Annotated in this window: 15 protein-coding genes and 1 tRNA gene; 9 read left to right on the top strand and 7 right to left on the bottom strand. The window is 74.9% G+C overall.

All coding sequences use genetic code 11. From position 1 onward, the window contains the following. Positions 1-34 precede the first annotated feature (34 nt). Positions 35-889: an FhaA domain-containing protein gene (locus ACFY2K_RS08480; RefSeq protein ID WP_387710361.1), complete on the bottom strand. Its 855-nt coding sequence runs from the start codon at positions 887-889 to the stop codon at positions 35-37. Positions 890-1,321: 432 nt separating this feature from the next. Here ACFY2K_RS08480 and ACFY2K_RS08475 point away from each other — a divergent pair. Then, positions 1,322-1,405: transfer RNA gene (locus ACFY2K_RS08475), tRNA-Leu, on the top strand. Between the two features lie 93 nt (positions 1,406-1,498). Here ACFY2K_RS08475 and ACFY2K_RS08470 read toward each other — a convergent pair. Together ACFY2K_RS08470 and ACFY2K_RS08465 are read right to left on the bottom strand one after the other, a co-directional pair. Next, positions 1,499-2,647: a sensor histidine kinase gene (locus ACFY2K_RS08470; protein WP_375891878.1), complete on the bottom strand. Its 1,149-nt coding sequence runs from the start codon at positions 2,645-2,647 to the stop codon at positions 1,499-1,501. Beyond that, on the bottom strand, positions 2,644-3,294 hold the full coding sequence (locus ACFY2K_RS08465) for a response regulator transcription factor (RefSeq protein ID WP_229928260.1): 651 nt from the start codon (positions 3,292-3,294) through the stop codon (positions 2,644-2,646). Before ACFY2K_RS08465 ends, ACFY2K_RS08470 begins: the two co-directional genes overlap by 4 nt. Positions 3,295-3,625: 331 nt before the next feature. Between ACFY2K_RS08465 and ACFY2K_RS08460 the strand changes: the two genes are divergently transcribed. Beyond that, on the top strand, positions 3,626-5,455 hold the full coding sequence (locus ACFY2K_RS08460) for a phosphatidylglycerol lysyltransferase domain-containing protein (RefSeq protein ID WP_380525516.1): 1,830 nt from the start codon (positions 3,626-3,628) through the stop codon (positions 5,453-5,455). Positions 5,456-5,732: 277 nt separating this feature from the next. Further along, the gene (locus ACFY2K_RS08455) at positions 5,733-6,449 is read left to right on the top strand and encodes a hypothetical protein (protein WP_380525517.1); all 717 of its coding nucleotides are present in this window, start codon (positions 5,733-5,735) and stop codon (positions 6,447-6,449) included. A gap of 55 nt (positions 6,450-6,504) precedes the next feature. On the opposite strand, the gene ACFY2K_RS08450 is transcribed toward ACFY2K_RS08455, so the two are convergent. Then, positions 6,505-9,336, bottom strand: a complete 2,832-nt coding sequence (locus ACFY2K_RS08450; RefSeq protein ID WP_387710358.1) for a SpoIIE family protein phosphatase — start codon at positions 9,334-9,336, stop codon at positions 6,505-6,507. Positions 9,337-9,552: 216 nt separating this feature from the next. Here ACFY2K_RS08450 and ACFY2K_RS08445 point away from each other — a divergent pair, with 216 nt between their 5' ends. From ACFY2K_RS08445 to ACFY2K_RS08430, 4 genes are all read left to right on the top strand, one after another. After that, positions 9,553-10,773 carry a rhodanese-like domain-containing protein gene (locus ACFY2K_RS08445; protein WP_375891884.1) on the top strand — a complete coding sequence of 407 codons (1,221 nt, stop codon included), beginning with the start codon at positions 9,553-9,555 and terminating at the stop codon, positions 10,771-10,773. Between the two features lie 102 nt (positions 10,774-10,875). Next, positions 10,876-11,535: a DUF5819 family protein gene (locus ACFY2K_RS08440; protein WP_380593205.1), complete on the top strand. Its 660-nt coding sequence runs from the start codon at positions 10,876-10,878 to the stop codon at positions 11,533-11,535. 11 nt (positions 11,536-11,546) lie between these two features. Further along, positions 11,547-12,851, top strand: coding sequence for an HTTM domain-containing protein (locus ACFY2K_RS08435; protein WP_387710356.1), 1,305 nt, complete (start codon positions 11,547-11,549; stop codon positions 12,849-12,851). Between the two features lie 9 nt (positions 12,852-12,860). After that, a complete protein-coding gene (locus ACFY2K_RS08430) occupies positions 12,861-15,002 on the top strand; it encodes an FUSC family protein (RefSeq protein WP_375891888.1) in 2,142 nt (713 codons plus the stop codon). A 75-nt stretch (positions 15,003-15,077) separates the two neighbouring features. Here the strand turns inward: ACFY2K_RS08430 and ACFY2K_RS08425 are convergent, their stop codons facing one another. Next, positions 15,078-15,737 (bottom strand): hypothetical protein, encoded by a 660-nt coding sequence (locus ACFY2K_RS08425; RefSeq protein ID WP_380532296.1) that lies wholly within the window; start codon positions 15,735-15,737, stop codon positions 15,078-15,080. 99 nt (positions 15,738-15,836) lie between these two features. Between ACFY2K_RS08425 and ACFY2K_RS08420 the strand changes: the two genes are divergently transcribed. Then, positions 15,837-16,472 (top strand): TetR family transcriptional regulator, encoded by a 636-nt coding sequence (locus ACFY2K_RS08420; protein ID WP_387710354.1) that lies wholly within the window; start codon positions 15,837-15,839, stop codon positions 16,470-16,472. A 5-nt stretch (positions 16,473-16,477) separates the two neighbouring features. Then, a complete protein-coding gene (locus ACFY2K_RS08415) occupies positions 16,478-17,221 on the top strand; it encodes a TrmH family RNA methyltransferase (protein ID WP_387710352.1) in 744 nt (247 codons plus the stop codon). A gap of 37 nt (positions 17,222-17,258) precedes the next feature. On the opposite strand, the gene ACFY2K_RS08410 is transcribed toward ACFY2K_RS08415, so the two are convergent. Next, a complete protein-coding gene (locus tag ACFY2K_RS08410; protein ID WP_380532289.1) occupies positions 17,259-18,326 on the bottom strand; it encodes a peptidoglycan-binding protein in 1,068 nt (355 codons plus the stop codon). Positions 18,327-18,510: 184 nt separating this feature from the next. Next, positions 18,511-19,422: a pyridoxamine 5'-phosphate oxidase family protein gene (locus tag ACFY2K_RS08405; protein ID WP_380592969.1), complete on the bottom strand. Its 912-nt coding sequence runs from the start codon at positions 19,420-19,422 to the stop codon at positions 18,511-18,513. Positions 19,423-19,427 lie beyond the last annotated feature (5 nt).

Here is a 19,427-nt window from a genome sequence, read left to right as displayed (position 1 = left end):
AGTCGGTGAGCGAGGCGCGCGAACAACTCGGACACTACCCTTCGACCTGCCGGTAGACGATGGTGGTGGAGCCCACGACGATTCGGGAGCCGTCGCGGAGCGTAGCGCGCTGGGTGTGCTGCCCGTCCACCACGATGCCGTTGGTGGAGCCCAGGTCGAGGACCATCGAAGGGGTGCCCGGGCGGATCTCGGCGTGCTTGCGGGAGACCCCGGGGTCGTCGATCCGGACGTCCGCCTCGGTCGAGCGGCCGAGGACGCAGGCCGCGCCGGTGATCTGGTGGCGGGCGCCGTTCACCTCGATCCAGCGGCGGACCGAGGTGCCGTGGCCGGCTCCGGGGAAGGCGCGGACGTTGCTGCCGGCCGGAGGGCCCGGGGGCATCGCGGGGGGCGCGGCCGGCGGCGGGGGCGCGCTGTACTGCCCGGCGCCGCCCTGCTGCCACGGTGCGCCGGGGGCCGGTGCGGCCGGCTGGCGGTCGTAGCCGGGCTGCTGCTGCGGGGCGAACTGCTGGGGTTCCTCGGAGGCCAGGGTGCGGCTGCGCACCCGGTAGAGGCCGGTGTCCAGGTCGTCGGCCTTCTCCAGGTTCACCTGGAGCGGGCCCATGAAGGAGTACCGCTGGGCCTCGGCGTACTCGCGGACCATGCCGGCCAGCTCGGCGCCGAGCTGCCCCGAGTAGGGGCTGAGCCGCTCGTGGTCGTGCGGGCTGAGCTCGACGATGAAGTCGTTCGGCACGACGGTGCGGTCGCGGTTCCAGATGCTCGCGTTGTTGTCGCACTCGCGCTGCAGAGCGCCGGCGATCTCCACGGGCTGGACCTCGGACTTGAACACCTTGGCGAAGGTGCCGTTGACGAGACCCTCCAGCCGCTGCTCGAACTTCTTCATCATCCCCATGGGCACCCCCTTCCAGGGTTCGTTCGCCTGCCTGCCGACCGGGGTCCGCCGCGGAGGTGTCCTCGGGGGAGTCGGTCGTGCCTACTTGCGGTACTTCCGTACTGATCGTATCCACGCCGGGCCCTTCCGTACGGTTCCCGGACCGCGTGGTGCCGGGGGGTGGGCTCGGACACACAGGGTGACGCATTCCGGGTGCGGCACGCCAGGTCTGCCCGTCGGAGCGGTGCACCGCGCTCCGCCCGTCCGTTCGTCGCGCGGCCGTTCGGACGTGGTCGGTCTCCCCGGGAAACGGATTCGGAGCAGCCCCCCAGGTCGTGCTACTGTTTTCCACGTCGGAAGGGCCGCCCGAAAGGGAGCCGGACCGGGGAAACGCGAAGACCACATGGTACCGAGCGGCTCCGCGGAACGGACGGCAGTGAAGACGACACCCATGCGCGGGTGGCGGAATAGGCAGACGCGCTGGATTCAGGTTCCAGTGCCCGAAAGGGCGTGGGGGTTCAACTCCCCCCTCGCGCACAGCGAAGCCCCGCAGATCTTCGGATCTGCGGGGCTTTCTCGTTGTCCCGCGCCGCCGGCCCCGCCCCGGAGGGCCGGGCCGGAGCGGGCGGGTCAGGACTGGCCGGCCGGGAGGTCGGCACGGACCTCGAAGCCGCCGTCCTGGGTCGGACCGGCGGTGAGGGTGCCGCCCAGCAGCTGGGCGCGCTCGCGCAGCCCGACCAGGCCGTGGCCGCCGCCCGGCAGGGTCTCGGCCGGGCGGACCGGCGGCGCCTCGTTGCGGACCTCGACCCGCAGCCGGCGGCCCTTCGCCCGGACCCGCACGTGCACCACCGCCTCCGGGGCGTACTTGGTGATGTTGGTGAGCGCCTCCTGGACGGTGCGGTAGGCGGCCCGTTCGACCGCCTCCGGCCACGGGCGGTCACCGGGGTTCAGCTCGGAGTCGGCGGCCAGCCCGCTCTCCGCGATCAGCCGGGGCAGGTCGGCCAGCCGGGGCTGCGGGGCGAGCGGGGCGTCCGGGCGGGGGCCGCCGGTGCTGCGCAGCACCCCGACCATCTGGCGCAGCTCCTCCAGGGTCCGGACGGACAGCTCGCGGATGGTGCGGGCGGTGGTCGCGGCGGCCGGGTCGGTTGTGCTCACCTGGAGCGCGCCGGCCTGGATGCTGATCAGGCTGACCTGGTGCGAGACCACGTCGTGCATCTCCCGGGCCAGCCGGCCGCGCTCGCTGATCAGCACCCGTTCGGCGAGCAGCCGGCTCTCCCGCTCCTGGCCGCGGGTCAGTTCGTCCAGCCGGGCGGCCAGCTCCCGCCGGGTGCGGGAGAGCAGTCCGGTGGCGGCCGGGCCGGCGGAGAGCATCACGGCCTGGATGGCGTCCAGGGCGGTGTTCCGGCTGAGCTCGACCAGCGGGTTCGGCAGCGGCCAGTGGAAGAAGTCGACCAGGGTGAACAGGGCCGCGCAGGGGAACAGCACCGCGGCCCTGGGGCGCTCGGTGGCGACCGTGTAGACGGCGGTGATCGGGGCCAGCCAGATCGCCTCCACCCAGGTGCCGGGCATGGTGAGCAGCAGCACCGTCACCGGGAAGCGGCGCCGCCAGAACAGCGCCACGGCGGCCAGCACGGAGAGCGTCACCTGCCACCAGGTGGAGTCCCGGGACACCAGGGCGGCGTCCATCAGGGAGTACAGGACGGGCAGCAGCACCATCGGCCAGGGGGCGGTGCACCAGGCCGGCAGCCGTCGGGACGGCAGCTGGTCGGCGGCCGTCATGCCCCGTCGCCGGGCTTGGGCCGCACCAGGCCGGCCCGGTGGGCGAGCACGGCGGCCTGCACCCGGTTGGCGGCGCCGAGCTTGCCGAGGATCGCGCTGATGTGGTCCTTGACCGTGCCGGTGCCGAGGAAGAGCCGGTCGGCGATCTCGGCGTTGGACAGGCCCTCGCCGAGCAGGGCCAGCACGTCCAGCTCGCGGCCGGTCAGGGTGCGGGCCAGCGCGGTGGCCTCGGCGTCCGGGCCGCCGCCGTCCACGTAGCCGCCGATCACGGTGCGGGTGACGGTCGGGGAGAGGATGTTGCCGCCCGCGGCGAGTACCCGGACGGCGTGCACCAGCTGCTCGGGGGCGGTGTCCTTGAGCAGGAACCCGGTCGCGCCGGCCCGCAGCGCGGTGCCGATGTACTCGTCGGTGTCGAAGGTGGTGAGCATCGCGACGGCCGGCGGGTCGGGCAGGGCGCGCAGGCGGCGCAGCACCGAGATGCCGTCGAGGTCGGGCATCCGGATGTCGAGCAGCACCACGTGCGGGCGCAGGCGCTGGACGTGCTCCTCGGCCTGTCCGCCGGAGCAGTCGCCGACCACCTCCAGGTCGGGGGCGGAACCGACGATCAGGCCGAGGCCGGAGCGGACCAGGATCTCGTCGTCGACGATCAGCACGCGGGTGGTGGTGATGGGGGGCCTCCTCGGTTCGGGCGGCCGGGTTCGGTCGGTCCGCGGGGGTCGCTTTGAGAGTAGGGGTAGCCGGGGCGGGGTGCCGAACCCATGAGGGGTAAGAACCCCCGCCGTTCGGCGGGGGTGGGAATCCGCTACCCGGTTCACGCAATTTTCAGGAATGGTGCGGAACCATGGAGTTGGCTGCCTTTTCCGGCCGGTCGCTCGACGCGGGCGGTCGGTGGCCGGTCAGCCCGTCGGGCCCGTGCCGGCGCCCGGCGCCGGGCCGCGTGCGGATGCGCCCCACCATCTGATCGTTTGGAATTGAGCTGTGTCGTCCACTGTGAAGTCGGAGCCGTCCGCCACCTCCGCCGAGCCCCGGCCCGCCGGACCGCTCGACCGCTGGCGCCCGCGGGCCGCGGCCGCCTCGGTCTGGTACCTCCGGCTGCTGGCGCTGCTGAACGTGGCGACCGTGCTGCTGGTGCCCTGGGGGAACCAGGTCAACGAGCACAACGAGGGCGAGTACTTCACCCCGTACCTGATGACCTCCGGCCTGGCGGCCGCGGTGCTGTCGGTCTTCCTGGCGGTCGCGATGCGGCGGCGCAAGCGGGCCGCGTGGATCTTCAACGCGGCGCTCAGCAGCGTCTTCGCCCTGCTGTACCTGGCGGTCATGGTGCTGCCCGGCGAGCGCTTCAACAAGCACCCGCTCAACTACATCTCCACGGTGCTGACCTGCCTGTTCGTGTTGGCGCTGCTGATCGGGCGCAAGGAGTTCACCTCCAAGGGCGACCGCTCCAACCCAAAGACCGCGGCGGCCACCTTCGTCGGCGGGCTGTTCTTCGGCGGTGCCGTCGGCGCGCTGCTGGTCTGGATCACCAACGAGCTGAACGGGGCCGGCTGGTGGGACCTCTTCCGCTACTCGGTCGGCCGGATGATCACCATCACCCCGTCCGAGCACCTGCGCTCCGTGATCGCGGCCCCGACCTGGGTGAACGCGGCGATCAACGCGATGGGCGCGGTGCTGTTCCTGCTGGTGCTGTACGTGGCGTTCCGCAGCCCGCGCGGCAAGGAGCTGCTCAACCCCGAGGACGAGGCGAAGCTGCGCGGCCTGCTGGACAAGCAGGGCGAGCGCGACTCGCTCGGCTACTTCGCGCTGCGCCGGGACAAGGCGGTGGTCTTCTCCCCCAGCGGCAAGGCGGCGGTGACGTACCGGGTGATCGGCGGGGTCTCGCTGGCCTCGGGCGACCCGATCGGCGACCCGGAGGCCTGGCCGGGCGCGATCGAGGCCTGGCTGTCCGAGGCGCGCGAGCACGCCTGGGCGCCGGCCGTGATGGGCGCCTCCGAGGAGGCCGGGGTGATCTACGCCCGGCACGGGCTGGACGCGCTGGAGCTGGGTGACGAGGCGATCGTCGAGCTGGACGAGTTCTCGCTGGACGGCCGGGCGATGCGGGTGGTCCGGCAGGCGTACAACCGGGTCAAGCGGGCCGGGTACACGGTGCGGATCCGCCGGCACGAGGACATCTCCGAGGAGGAGATGGCGCGGCTGGTGTCCAAGGCCGACGAGTGGCGCGACGGGGCGACCGAGCGCGGCTTCTCGATGGCGCTGGGGCGGCTCGGCGACCCGGGCGACGGCCGCTGCGTGATGCTGGAGTGCAGTGACGGGGACGGCGAGCTCAAGGCGCTGCTGAGCTTCGTGCCGTGGGGCCCGGACGGGCTCTCGCTGGACCTGATGCGCCGGGCCCGGGACACCGAGAACGGCCTGATGGAGTTCATGGTCATCGAGCTGCTGCAGCGTGCGGAGGAGGTCGGGCTCAAGCGGGTGTCGCTGAACTTCGCGATGTTCCGCTCGGTCTTCGAGCGCGGTTCCAAGCTCGGTGCCGGTCCGGTGCTGCGGCTGTGGCGCTCCGTCCTCGGCTTCTTCTCGCGCTGGTGGCAGATCGAGTCGCTGTACCGCGCGAACGCCAAGTACCGGCCGATCTGGGAGCCGCGCTACCTGCTGTTCGAGAAGAGCAGCGAGATTCCCCGGATCGGCATCGCCAGCGCCCGCGCCGAGGGCTTCATCGTCGCGCCGAGCCTGCCCGCCCTGTTCCGGCGCCGGCACGCCGGGCCCGCCGTGGTGGCGCCCCGGGTGCCGGTGGCGGCCCGGGACGGGAAGGGGTAGCCCTCCGTCGGGGGGCGGAGGGGGGCCGGGCGGCCGGGGGCGGAGAAGGCCATCGGTCGTACGGGGGGTCCGGAGGGGGGATTCGTCTCCCTCCTGAGGATGACCTCGATCCCCATCCATGCCGATGTGGATTTGTTAACAGGCTTCTAATGTGGGAGTAGCTGACAAGTTCGGGGATTCGGGAGAAACGGTTGTGATTCACAGGACCCACGCGGGGGGCGTGCGAAAGGGGCTGCTGGCGCGAGCCAGAAAGGCCGCTGTCGCAGAGTGGGGGACGTTGTACCTGACGGTCCGCGACGCGGTGGTGCGCAAGAAGTTCGCCGCCTTTCCGCTGGCCACGACGGCGACGTTTCTGATCCTGCTGTTCAGCATCGTCCAGCACCTGCCGGGCGGTGAGCGGTTCGTCAACCACATCGGGGTGGTGCGGGCCTCGCTGCCGCTGGAGGTCTCGCTGCTGCGGACCCCGCTGTCGTTGTACGTGCCGGCCCTGGACCTGCCGGTGTGGGGAGCACTGGCCCAGGTCTTCGTGGTCTTCGCGATCGCCGAGGTCGTGCTCGGCCGGCGGATGACGCTGGTGGTCGCCTACGCGTGCACCCTGGCGGGCACGCTGTTCGCCCGGGTCGGCGTGGCGATGGGGCCGCACCACCTGTTCGGCTTCCCGAAGTGGGTCGCCTTCGTGCGGGACACCGGGCCCTCGGCCGCGGTGGTGGCGCTGGCCATCTGCATCGCGTTCCGCACCCGGGCCTGGTTCACCGCCGCCACGGTGGTGGTGCTGATGGTCGGCGAGGCGGTCGTGCTGCCGAACCTGGCGGGCCTGGAGCACGTGGTCGCGGTGGTCACCGCGCTGCTGATCGCCGTCTCGGTCGAGGTCTTCGGGGACTTCTGGCCGCGGGTGCTGGCCGGGGTCGGCGCCGCCACCTCGGTGGCCACCGCGGCCTCCCGGGAGGTCGCGGCGGAGGCCCGGCGCCGTTCGGCGGGGGCCGTCATCCCCTGAGTGACCCTTCACCTTCCTTGTCGGCCGCGTACGGGGCGTTGCCCGTACGCGGCCGTCATGCGTGCGGGAGGGGCAGCTCGAACCAGACGACCTTGCCCACCGCCTTGCGGGCGGTGCCCCAGTGTTCGGCGAGCTTGGTGACCAGGGTGAGGCCGCGGCCGGTCTCGCCGAGCTGCTCGGCCGGTTCCAGCGAGGGCAGGTTGTGGTTGTCGTCGCTGACCTCGACCAGCAGCTTGTCCACCCGGATCAGCTGGAGCTGCACCCGGTCCCGGGCGACCCGGACGGCGTTCGTGACCAGTTCGCTGACCAGCAGCTCGGTGGTGTCGCTGAGCGCCTCCAGGTGCCAGGCGGCCAGCTGCTCGCGGACCAGGGAACGGGCCCGGCGCACCTCGCGCTGGTCCACGGTGAGGTTCCAGGTGGCCACCTCGGACGGGGCGACCCCGTCGAAACGGGCCACCAGCAGGGCGACGTCGTCCTTGCGGTCGTCCGAGTGCAGCCGGCGCAGCACCTCGTCGCAGGCCTGCTCGGGGCTCTGCTGCGGGTCGATCAGGTTGCCGCACAGCGCGGCCAGGCCCGCCCCTATGTCCCCGCCCCGGACCTCGACCAGTCCGTCGGTGCACAGCACCAGCATCGAGCCGTCCGAGACGTCGATGGTCTTGGCGACGAACGGCACCCCGCCGACGCCGATCGGCGCGCCGGCCGGGATCTCCAGCAGTTCCCCGCTGCCGTCCGGGTGCACCAGGACGGGTGGGACGTGGCCGGCGCTGGCCAGCTCGCAGGTCCGGTTGATCGGGTCGTAGACCGCGTACAGGCAGGTGGCGAGGTGGTCGTCGCCGAGCTTCTGGGCCAGGTTGTCCAGGTGCCGCAGCAGCTGGCCGGGCGGCAGGTCCAGGGCGGCGAGGGTCTGCATCGCGGTGCGGAAGCGGCCCATCGCGGCGGCCGAGTGGATGCCGTGGCCCATCACGTCGCCGACCACCAGGGCGACCCGGCTGCCGGGCAGCTGGATCGCGTCGAACCAGTCGCCGCCGACCTCGGCCTTCGGATCGCCGGGCAGGTAGCGGTGGGCGATCTGCACCCCGGGGATCTGCGGCGGGCGGGTCGGGATCATCGAGCGCTGGAGGGTGGTGGCGACCCTGGCCTCGGCGCGGTGCAGCCGGGCGTTGTCCAGCGACAGCGCGGCCCGTACCGCCAGCTCCTTGAGGGTGGCGGCGTCGCTCTCGTCGAAGGGGGCGCGGTCCGGCAGCCGGAGCAGCTTGAGGATGCCCAGCACGGTGCCCCGGGCGGACAGCGGGACCACCAGCATCGAGCGGCCGGAGACCACCGGGGCCAGCCGGGCGCCGCCGAGCGCGATCGCGTAGTCCACCGCGACGTCCGCGCTGACCACCGGGACCAGCACCGGCTGGTTCAGTTGCAGGGCCAGCCCGGGCGGGGTCCGGCGCGGCATGCTGACCAGCGAGCCCTCGGAGAGCACGTGGTCCCAGGCGCCGCCGGTCTGGTTGAAGACCAGGGCGACCCGGCGCAGCATGGTGTCGTCGTCGGGGCGGGAGACCGGTAGCTCGGAGTCCGAGATCAGGCCGTCCACGAGGTCCACGCAGGCGAAGTCGGCGACCCGGGGGACCAGCACCTGGCACAGCTCGTGGGCGGTGAAGCCGAGGTCCAGGGTGGTGCCGACCTTGCCGCCGACCTCGTTCAGCAGGGCCAGCTGTTCGCCGGCCTGGCCGTTGGTGAGGAACGGGCCCAGTCGGCCGCTCGGCGGTCCCTCGGCGCCGGTGGGGGCGGGGACGGCGCCGGGCGGGGCCTGGGCGGGGCGGCGCGGCGGGAGGCCGTGGGCGGACGACTCGACGGCGGCCTGCGGCTCGATGGTGGCTCCTCCTCCGGTGCGTGGGGGTGTCTCGCGGCCGGGGGCCGGGAGCGGGGCGGGCGGGGCACCGACGACCGCGGTGGGCCGCTCGCCGGGGGCGTGCGGGGCGGGGTCGCGCCGGGCCGGTTCGCGGGGTGCCGGTTCGCGTTGGGCGGGCAGCGGGCCCTGGGGACGGCGGCCCGGCGCGGACTGGTCGGCCTGCGGCGGCGGACCGAGCCGGGCCGCGCGCTGCTGGGGCGTCGGGTAGCGGCGGCCCAGGCCGGCGGCCACGTGGGCGGTGCCGGCCTGCGGATCGGAGGGCAGCACCGGCAGCACGGTGGTCGCGTCCAGCCGCAGCGCGGGCAGCCCGCCCAGGGCGGCGGCCGCGCGCAGCGGGGCCCGGAGGGCGGCGGGCAGCAGCCGGGCCAGCGGCTCGGGCAGCTCGGCGGCCGGCGGGGTGAGGGCGGCGGTCAGCCCGTGGAAGCCGCCCCGGGCGCCGGGCGTCGCGACGAAGGGCAGCAGGCGCTCGCCGAGGGCGAGCCGCGGTCCGGAGCTGCGCAGCGGGCGGGCGTCGGCGGCGAGCGCGAGCAGTCCGCCGGCCGGGCCGGGCAGCGGGTAGGCCCACCAGAGCACGTCGCGCTGGTGCTCCTCCCGGTCGGTCACGGTGAGCCGCCCGGCCCAGGGGCGCCCGGCGGCGGTCAGCCCGGCCAGGGTGTCGAGGGCGTCGCAGCGGCGGCGCACCGCGCAGCGGCCGAGCACCCGTGCCTCCAGGGCGGGCAGCAGGCCCGAGGCCGGGCGGTCGGTGGCGGCCTCGGCGCGGTGCCCGAACAGCTCCTCGGCGGCCCGGCTCCACTGGGCGATCCGGCCGGCCCGGTCGACCACGACGAGGGCGAGCCGGACCAGGGCGGCCACTCCGGTCGGGTGGTCGCCCGGCGCGGTCTCGGCGCCCGCCGGAAGCGGTGTGGAGTTGGACTCGGCCACCATGGATTCGGTCTGCTCCCGCCTGGCCACCGCGCCCGGGGCGGCCGTTTCTCCGGAGGAAGGCACGCTGTGCGGATACCAGCGAAGCACGGACCGGGCCGGGCCCGACACCGAAACGGGGAGATTCATCAGGATCGGTTGCGTGTCACGTGCCGCGCGCCGGTCCGCACGCCCGCTTCACCCGGACGGCGGCCCGGAACGCGGCGGTAGGGTGGCAGGCCGGGCCGCCCGCGCGGCGGCTCCGCAGGAAGCCGGCCGGACGGACGAGACAGAGGCGAGATCGTGACCGCGCAGAGCCCCGCCCGCTGGACGGACCCGGAGCAGCAGGAGCTGGAGGAGCGGGTCGCCGCCGCCGAGCTGGCCTGGCTCAGCATGGACGTGGACGTCCAGACGCTGCGGGTCGAGATCGACAACTTCGCCCTGATCCACCACCAGCTGCTCGGCCCGCTCTACGCCCGGCTGGACGAGCTCGACGCGCTGGTCGCCGAGGCCGTCGCGGCCCGCACCGGGGACCCGGAGGACCGGCGGCGGGCCACCGAGGCCCGGCAGCGGGTCGAGGAGCTGCCGGACCTGGACGCGCTGTTCGACTCCGTACGGGAGAAGTCCGCGGAGGGCGCGGAGGAGGCCGTCCCGCCGCCGCCCGCCGCGCCCGCCCGGGTGCGGCCCGGGAAGGAGGCCCAGCGGATCTACCGCGAGCTGGTCCGCCGCGCCCACCCCGACCTCACCACCGACCCCGGCGAGCAGCAGCGCCGGGCGGACTTCCTGGTCCGGGTGAACGAGGCCTACGCCTACGGGGACGCCGCCGTGCTGGAGGGCCTCGCCGCCGAGTGGTCCACCGCGCCGGAGGCCGCGCCCGCCGTCGACTCCCCCGACCGGCTGGGCTGGCTGCGCCGCCGGCTGGACTGGCTGACCGCCAAGATCACCGAGACCGCCACCGAGCAGGTCCGGCTGGAGCAGACCCCGATGGGCCAGCTGCTCGCCCTCGCCCCGCAGGACCCGGACCGGCTGCTGGAGCAGCTCGCCGAGGAGCTGCTCGCCAAGGCCGCCGCACAGCAGGCCGAGCTGGAGCGGCTGCTCGGCACCCCGGATCCGGCCCACCGGCCGACGGCGGTGGGCGACAATGGCACCGGCCCCACCGACTCCACCGACCCGCACCGAGCCCAGGAGAGCCCCACGATGTTCGCGCAGATCCCCTCCACCGACGCCGCCTCCGTGCCGGCCGATGCCGCCCTGCTGGACGTGCGCGAGCAGGACGAGTGGGACGCCGGCCACGTGGACGGCGCGCTGCACATCCCGATCGGCGAGGTGATCGCCCGGATCGGCGAGCTGCCGGAGGAGAAGCTGTACGTGCTCTGCCGGGTCGGCGGCCGCTCGGCGCAGGTCGTCCAGTACCTGGTGCAGCAGGGCCGGGAAGCGGTGAACGTGGACGGCGGGATGTACGCCTGGGAGGGGGCCGGCCGTCCGATGGTCAGCAGCACCGGCCAGGCCGCCTTCGTCCTGTAGGACCTCCGGAACCTCGCGGTGCCCGCCCGGGGACGGGTAGGGCAGGATGGGCGCGCGACGCGCCGGTACCGGCCGGCGGCGCGCCGACCGGGCGGGGAGGCCATGACGGGCAGCACGGACCGGGCCGCCCCGGGGAGGGTCTGGTCGACGCCCGCGCAGCTCGTCCTCGGCCTGGCCGCCGCGGTGCTGGTCAGCGCCACCGGGCTGTTCCTCGCCGCGGTGTTCCTGCACGTCGCCCCCGCCAACACGCTGTCCCGGCAGTACCGGGACGAGGTCGACGGGATCGTCTACCCGGAGTTCGAGCAGAACTGGAAGCTGTTCGCCCCCAACCCCTTGCAGCAGAACGTCGACGTGGACGCCCGGGTGCGCACCGTCGCGGACGGCGGCGCCACCCGCACCCATGACTGGACCGGGCTGACCGCGCAGGACATCGCGGCGATCCGGGGCAACCCGGCGCCCAGCCACGTCGACCAGAACCTGCTGCGCCGGGCCTGGGACTTCTACGACGGTTCCCACGACGCCCAGGACGGGAAGCCGACCAACTCGCGCGGCCGGCTCGCCGAGCAGTACCTCAAGCGGATCGCGTTGCAGCGGATCGGCCGGGAGGTGGACGGCGAGCGGGTGCTGGAGATCCAGTTCCGGGCGACCACGGCGACCGTGCCGCCGCCGTCCTGGAGCGGCGAGGCCGCGCCGCCCGCGCCCAGGGTGCGGGAGCTGCCGTGGTGGCCGGTCGGGGACGAGGACTACCGGGGGCTGGGGTGAACGAGGGGGCGGTGGAGCCCGTGGCGTCGGGCGTGGACCCTGCGGCGCCGACCGTGGCGGGCGGGCCGGTGGTGCCGCGGCCGCTGGACGGCGTGCCGCTGCTGGACGGCGTGCCGCGGCAGGGCGGACCGTCCGTCGCCCCGGCGGTCCCCGGGCCGGGCGCGGCGCCGCGCCGGCCGGTCGCCGCCCTCGGGCGGGCGATGGAGGCCTTCACCGGGCGGGCGCTCGGACGGCACCAGGCCGCGGCGGTGCGGATCGGCTTCGGGCTGGTCTGGCTCGCCTACCTGCTGCGCGAGTGGCCCAACCGGCGGGTGCTGTACGGCGACCGCTCGCCCTGGTCGATGGAGCTCGCCCAGCGGCTGCTGGCCGACGACGGGGCGTTCACCGTGCTGCCCTGGTTCGGCGGGCGGCTCTGGTTCGAACTGGTCTACCACCTGGCCCTGCTGGCCGCCCTGGCGGTGCTGCTGGGCTGGCGGACCAGGGCGAGCACCGTCCTGTTCCTGGTCACCGTGCTGTCGCTGCAGAACCGCGACGTCCTGCTCGGCGACGGCGGCGACAACGTCGTTCACCTGATGGCCGTCTACCTGGTCTTCACCCGCTGCGCCGAGGTCTGGTCGCTGGACGCGCGCCGGGCCCGGCCCGGGCGGGGCGGGGTGGTGCTCTGGGCCCTGCTCGGCGCGGTGCTGGCCGTCTGTCAGGCCGGCGACTTCTCCGGGGACAGCCTCACCTGGACCGGGCCGGCCTTCCCGTACCTCGGCTGGGCGCCGCTGTTCTGGGGGCTCTGGGCGGTCGCCGGGATCTGGTGGACGCTCGGCCGGCTGCGGCCGGCGGGCGAGCCGCGGGCCGTGCTCGACGCGCTGGCGAACATGGTGCACAACTGCGCGATGCTGGTCATCGCCACCGAGGTGGTGCTGGTCTACGCCACGGCCGGCTGGTACAAGGTGCAGGGCTCGCGCTGGCAGGACGGCACGGCGCTGTACTACCCGCTGCACCTGGACTACTTCGCGCCCTGGCCGGGGCTGTCGGCGCTGGTCGGCTCGGCGCTGCTGCCGGTCTTCCTGATCTCGTACGGCACGGTGGTCCTCCAGGTCGCGTTCCCGTTCACGCTGCTCAACCGGCGGGTCAAGAACGCGCTGCTGGCGGTCCTGATGCTGGAACACCTGGGGATCGCGGTGGTGCTCGGGCTGCCGGTGTTCTCGCTCGCGATGGTCGCGGCGGACGCGGTGTTCCTGCCGACGGGGGCCCTGCTGTGGGCGGCGGCGCGGCTGGGGCGGCTCGGGCAGCGGTGGCGGAGGTCGGGGCCGACGGCAGCCTAGGATGGCGGTATGTCCTGGTTCGCCGCCCTTCGTGACACCGCGCGGACCGGACTCACCCTCGACCGGGCGCTCACCGATCCCAAGCGCGCGCTGCGCGGGGCGGTCGCCGTGGCGCTGGTGCTCTTCCCCACGCTCGCCCTCGGCGGGGTCGGGCTCGCCACCTCGGCCGCGATGGGCGCGTTCATCGCCGGTTCGGCCACCTTCCAGCGCAGCTTCCGGCCCCGCGCCAGTCTGGCCGTCGCGGCCGGCGTCGGGCTCGGGATCAGCACCTTCCTCGGCTACCTCGCCGCCGGGGTGTACGGGCTGTTCCCGGTGCTGCTCGCGGTGTGGGCCTTCGGCGCGGGACTCGCCTGGGCGATCGGCCCCACCGCCGGAGTGGTCACCGCGAACACCCTCTCGGTGATGCTGATCGTGGTCCAACTCCCGGTCAGCGCGGCCGCCGCGCTCGGCCACGGACTGGTCGCCGCGCTCGGCGGCGTCGCCCAGGCCGTCGTCATCACCCTGTGGCCGATCGGCAGTTGGAGCGCCCAACGGGCCGCGCTCGCCGACACCTTCGCCGAACTCGCCGACTACGCGCGCCGGTTGCGCCAGGACCCGACCGCGCACGTGGACCCGGAACCGTTCATGACCGCCCGGCACGCCTCCGCCGTCACCCCCTGGCAGGACCGCCACCGGCCGCCCGAACTGCGCGGCCTGCGCGGCATCGCCGAGCGCATCCGCCCCACTCTCGCCGCGCTCGCCGACCCCAAGGTCGGCGCCCCCGAGGAGGGGCCGGAACGCGACCGGGCCCGGGAGGTGCTGGCGGCCGCCGCCGAGGTGATGGACGCCCTCGCCCGGGCCGTCCGCACCGGCGACCCCGTCCGGCTCCCCCGGTCGGCGCCCGCGCTGACCCTGGTCCGGCCGGACCAGGGGGCGCAGTTGCAGGGGGCGGCCCGGCGCTCCGCCCGGCGGCTCGGCGGGCTGCTGCGCAAGGCCGCGGACACCCTGGACCGCAACGACGAGGACACCATCACCACGCCCGTGGTCGGCGCCGGCGGGGCGCTGCACAAGCCGTCGATCTCGCGGATGCTGCCGGTCGCGCTGCGGGCCGTACGGCGGCAGCTGCGGCCGCGGTCGGCGATCTTCCAGCACGCCGTCCGGCTCGCCGGGGTGGTCACCGCCGCCTACCTGCTGGCCCGGCTGGCCGGGTTCCACCACGGGTACTGGGCGCCGATGACCGCGGCGATGGTGATGCGGCCCGACTTCGCCCAGACCTACAGCCGGGGGGTCGCCCGGCTGGCGGGGACGGTGGTCGGGGTCGCCGTTTCGACGCTGGTGGTGCAGTTGGCCCATCCCGGGGAGTGGGTGCTGGCCTCGCTGGCGGTGCTGTGCATCGGCGGGGCGTACCTGGCGTTCCGGACGGGGTACGCGCTGACGACGGTCGGGATCTCCTCGTACGTGGTGTTCCTGCTCGGGCTGCAGGCCGGGGATCCGCTGGTCACGGCCTTCGAGCGGGTCGGACTGACGCTGCTCGGGGGGTCGCTGGCGCTGCTGACGTACGCGCTGTTCCCGACCTGGCAGACCGCGCGGCTCGGGGAGCGGCTCGCCGAGTGGCTGGCGGCGGCCGGGCGGTACGCGGCGGCGGTGGTCGACTGCTACGAGGATCCGGCGGCGCCGCGGGGGCGGGCGGTGCGGGCGGCGCTGCTGGACTCGCGGGAGGCGCGGTCGGAGCTGTTGCAGGCGATGCAGCGGGCCGATGCGGAGCCGGGGCGGCACGAGTCGGGGCTCAGCGGGGTGACCCGGCGCCAGATCGACCGGGCGCGGGCCGCGGTGGGGCACCTGGGGCGGGCGGCGGTGCTGCTGGAGGCCCATCTGCCGGCGGCCGACGCGGAGCCCGTGCCGGGGGCGGCGGAGTACGCGGAGGAGCTGCGGTTGGCGACGGCCTTGGCGGCGGGGGCGTTGCTGACGGGGCGGGCGGTGGAGTTCGGGGCGGTGCGACAGGCGCAGGTGCGGTTGGAGGAGGGCCTGGGGGAGGGAGCGGGGGCGGGGGTGCAGGGGGACGTGGTGCGGGCCGGGACCCGGTTGGTGGGGGTGGCCCTGCGGGATCTGGAGCGGGCTCTGCGGGGGAGTTCGGAGAATCTGCGGGGGAGTTCGGAGAAGGAGAAGCGGTAGGGGGCCGGGGGCGGGGTGGGTTTCCTCGTGCGGGCGCGCGGGCTCCGGCCCTGCGCGCCCGCTCGGGGTCCGGGGTCAGGCGGCGGTGTGGGCGGCGCGGAGCCAGTTGGTGAACTCGCAGGCGAAGTGCCACTGGTGGCCGGTGGGGAGGTGGTCGGGGGCGGCCTCGGGGAACTGGACGGTGAGGCGGATCCGGAGGCCGGCGGGGGTGTCGGCGAACTCGTGGAGGACGCGGAGGATCTCGGTGCCGTCGGCGAGGGTGCCGGTGCCGGCGATGTGGGTGGGGAAGGTGGTGGGGACGGGGACGTCGTCGTGGAAGCGGAGGAAGAAGCGGGTCGGGGTGGTGCCGAGGGTTTCGATGATCTCGACGCGGTCGGCGGTGGAGTCGGCGAGGTAGTGCTCGGGGTTGGCGGCGAGCAGGGCGGTGCGGTCGCCGGCCCGGAGGCGGCCCTGCCACCAGGCGAGGAACCGGGTGGCGTCGATGCCGGTGGCGGTGAGTTCGGTGACGGCGGTGCGCCAGCGGCCCCGGGAGGCGTGGGCCCAGGTGGTGAGGGCGGCGTCGGCCTCGGCGGTGTCGGGGGTGAGGAGTTCGCGCATCCGGTCGTCGCCGAGGCGCTGCTTGAGCAGGTGCAGGGCGGCGCGGGCGCGGTCGAGCTCCCAGGCGAGGACGGCTTCGCGGGGCTGGGGGACGCCGTCGAGTGCGGTGTGGACGGTGAGGGGGGTGGTGGTGGGCATGGTGGCGCTCCTCGGGGAGGGCGATAGGCGGAGAGTTTTTCTCCGTTTGGCTGGACGCTAGCATAGGGGGAGAGAAGTTCTCCGGTTAGGGAGTGGTGGATGAGGGCCGACGCGGAACGCAGCCGGCGCAGGATCCTGGACGCCGCCTGCGAGGTGTTCCTGGAGCGCGGGCCGGACGCCCCGTTGGACGCGGTGGTCCGGCGGGCGGGCGTCGGGCCGGGCACGCTCTACCGGCGTTTCCCCGACCGGGAGGCCTTGGTGCGGGCACTGGTCACCGATCTGCTGGGCCGGCTCACCGGGGCGGCGGAGGAGGCGCGGCGGGCGGAGGACGATCCGTACCGGGCGCTGCGCCGGTTCGTGCACGCGGCCGCCGATCTGCGGATGGGGGCGGCGATCGTGGTGCTGCTCGAACGGCTGGTGGTGGACGGGGAGTTGGTGGCCGCCCGGCGGGGTGCGGTGATGGCGGTGGAGGGACTGCTGCGGGCGGCCCGGGACGCCGGCAAGATCCGGGCGGACGTGGGGATGGGGGATCTGGTGCTGCTCTGCGTCCGGGTCTCCCGGCCGCTGCCGGGGGCGTTGGCCGCGCTGGACGCGGACGGGGCGTTGGTGCACCGGCATCTGGATCTCGCGTTGGCCGGGTTGGCCGCCGAGGGCGGCCCGGTGGGGGTGCCGCTCGGGTTCGACGAGGTGATCGCCGCCGCCGGGCGGCCCGGGGAGCCGGGGGTGGGAGAGTGAGCGGCATGGACGACGAGCTGGTGCGGGACTGGCGGGCGGCCGAGCGGGGCGCGGTGCTGCTGGACGGGTTCCACCCGCTGAAGCACGCGCTGCGGTTCGGGGGCGAGGTCCGGCGGGTGCTGACGGCCGACCGGGGGGCCCTGCTGGCACTGGCCGGGGAGTTGGCGCCGGACGTGGTCCCGGCGCTGGACGCGCTGGCGGTGGAGGTGGCCGAGGAGCGGCTGCGGGGGCTGGCGCCGCGGCTGCATCCGACCGGGGTGGTCGGGTTGGCGGCGCGGCCGTCGGTGGCCGCGAACCGGGAGGCGTTGGGGCGGCTGCCGCGGCGGGCGCCGGTGGTCGTGCTGGAGAATCCGCGGAACCTGGGGAACGTCGGGGCGGTGATCCGGCTGGCGGCCGGGTTCGGGGCGACCGGGGTGGTGACCACGGGCGAGTTGGACCCCTGGCACCCGACGGTGCTGCGCGGGAGCGCGGGACTGCACTTCGCCACCGCGGTGGAGCGGGTGGACCTGCCGGAGCTGCCGGCCGGGCCGTTGTACGTGCTGGACCCGGAGGGCACGGACATCCGGGACCTGCCGTTCCCGGACGACGCGCTGCTCGCCTTCGGCACCGAGCGGCACGGGGTGTCGGCGGAGCTCAAGGAGCGGGCCGACCGGCTGGTCGCGGTGCCGATGCAGGCGGGGGTGTCCAGCTTCAACCTGGCGACCAGCGTGGCGATGGGGCTGTTCCACTGGATGTCGGGCCGGCGCTGAGGCGCGGCGCCCGGGCGGTGCCGCGACCGCGGGGGCCTCAGGGGGACGGCGGCGGGGTGCCGGCGTCGATGTCGTGGCCCTTGTGGTGGACCAGGAAGTCCCAGGTGTCCTTGCCCGGGATGCCGTCGGCCTCGCCGCCGCGCCAGCCCTGGGCGAGCTGGAAGGCCTGGGTGGCCCTGCGGTCGGCCTCGCCCCAGCGGGGGCCGGGGCCCTCGGCGTAGAAGCGGGCGCCGCCGCGCTGCGCCAGCAGCTGCCCGAGCCTGGTGACGTAGCCGTTGTCCGCGCCGGGGCCGAACTCCTGCGCGCCGGGGAAGGCGTCGGTGCTGCCGGTGCCGTCGCTGCTGCCGCCGGACAGGCCGGTGTAGCGGTACGGGAGGTAGGAGCCGGAGTTGTTCCAGTAGGCGTACGGGGTGGAGCGCTTCCTGGTGCCCGGGGAGGTCTGCTCGTAGGCGACGTACCGGGTGCGGGAGGAGTCCGTCCAGCCGCCGAAGATCGTCACGTGCGAGCCGGCCTGGGGGTTGGCCGGGTTGTTGTAGATCAGCGCGTCGCCGGGCTGGAGGTCGTTGCGGTCGATCCGTTCGGCGAAGTTCGGCAGGGTCCAGGTGGTCTGGCTGCTGCCGAGGCCCCAGGCCATCGAGACGAAGCCGGAGCAGTCCTGGCGGTAGCCGTCCGACCAGTAGCGGCCCATGCCGTACGGCACGGCCTGGTCGACCCAGGCCTGGGCGCGCTGGATGATCCGGGCCCGGGTGACGGGCTGGGCGGCGGGCTGCGGGGCGGCGGAGCGGGCGCCGGGGTCCTGGCCGTAGAGGCCGCTGACCTCGCCCTGCGGGGTCCGCGGGGGCTGGGCGGTGCTGCTGCCGCCCGGGGTGGGGCCGGGGGCGGGTGCCGCGGCGGCGGTGCCGCCGCCTATCGCGGTGCCGACGGCGGCCACCAGGACGGCGGCCCGGCGGCGGGTGCTGCGGGCCGCGGCGTGCCCGCCCTCGTGGACCGGGGCGGCGTGCAGCCGGGCACGGCGGCGGGCGTTGCAGCCGCCGCATATGCAGTCCTCCTCGGGGTCGACCTCGGTGAACTCCATCAGCGGTGAGGGGCCGTCGGTGAGGGTCATGCCCCGCCTCTTTCCTGGTCGGCGCGCCTGACGGCGGGACAGGAGTGCCCGTCCCGGTCCGACCGCGTGTCATCGGGAACCAAAGGTCCCAGAGCGGGCTGGGTGCGGCGCGGCGGATTGCGCCGGACGGGTGAGGCCCCTCCCCCGGCCTTCGGTCGGGGGCCCGTACGGAACTGACCCGTGGTCAGTGCGGGTTGGCGGGCGAGTACTCGGGATCGGTCCAGGTCAGCGGGGTGGCGTCGGCGATCTCCCGGACCCCGGTGACGGTCAGTTCGACCATCCGCTCGGCGCCGGGGGCGGCCCGCCGGGCCTCCTCGGACCAGTCGGTGCGGGCCTCGCCGGTGATCAGCAGGGCCCCGCCGGTCTCCCAGTCGGGCAGCAGCAGTCCGGCCCGCGGGTCCAGCTCCAGGTTCCCGAGGGTCAGGAACATGCTGTTGCCGCGGTACTCGGGCCAGCGGACGGTGTCCGGCGCCACCGCCTCCAGGAAGCCGGGGAAGCCGCCGCGGTGCGAGGCGTCCACCCGGCCGTCGGGTCCACAGGTGGCGATGAAGAAGGTGTCGGCGGTGGCCGCGGTCAGCCGCTGGGCCGTGGTCAGGACCGGCCCGTCGGCGACCGTGCGGGGCGCGCCCGCGCCCGGGCGGTCCAGCGGGCTGCGGCGCTGGATGTACTTCGGGCAGTTGGACACCACCTCCTCGGCACGGACCACCAGCCCGCCCCGGCCGTCCGGCACCGAACGGCCGTTGAGCCGCATCCGGCGGCGGCCGGCCGGGTCCAGGGCGATGGTGCCGAGCTGGGCGGGGCGGGCCAGGGCCGCGGCCAGCGGGTCGGCCTCGGACGGGTGGGCGGCGATCGTCACGGTGTGCTCGTCCGGGGCCCGCAGGAAGCCGGCCGGGCCGGAGAGCTGGGTGGCCCAGACCCGGCCGTCCTGGTCGGCGGCGCCGACCACCAGCGTCCGGCGCTCGGTGAGGAAGCGGGCGGCCACGGCCGGGACGGTGCTGCGGATCGACCGGCCCGCGTGGTCGGCCCGCTCGGTCACTCCGGCGCGGGCCTGGGCCCTGCGCTCGCCGGGGTGGTAGGGGGTGCTGGTGGCGGTCATCCCGT

Origin of the sequence: Kitasatospora sp. NPDC001309, assembly GCF_042896295.1 — a bacterium.
Taxonomy (GTDB): Bacteria; Actinomycetota; Actinomycetes; order Streptomycetales; family Streptomycetaceae; genus Kitasatospora.
This window is presented reverse-complemented; position numbering and strand designations above follow the sequence as displayed.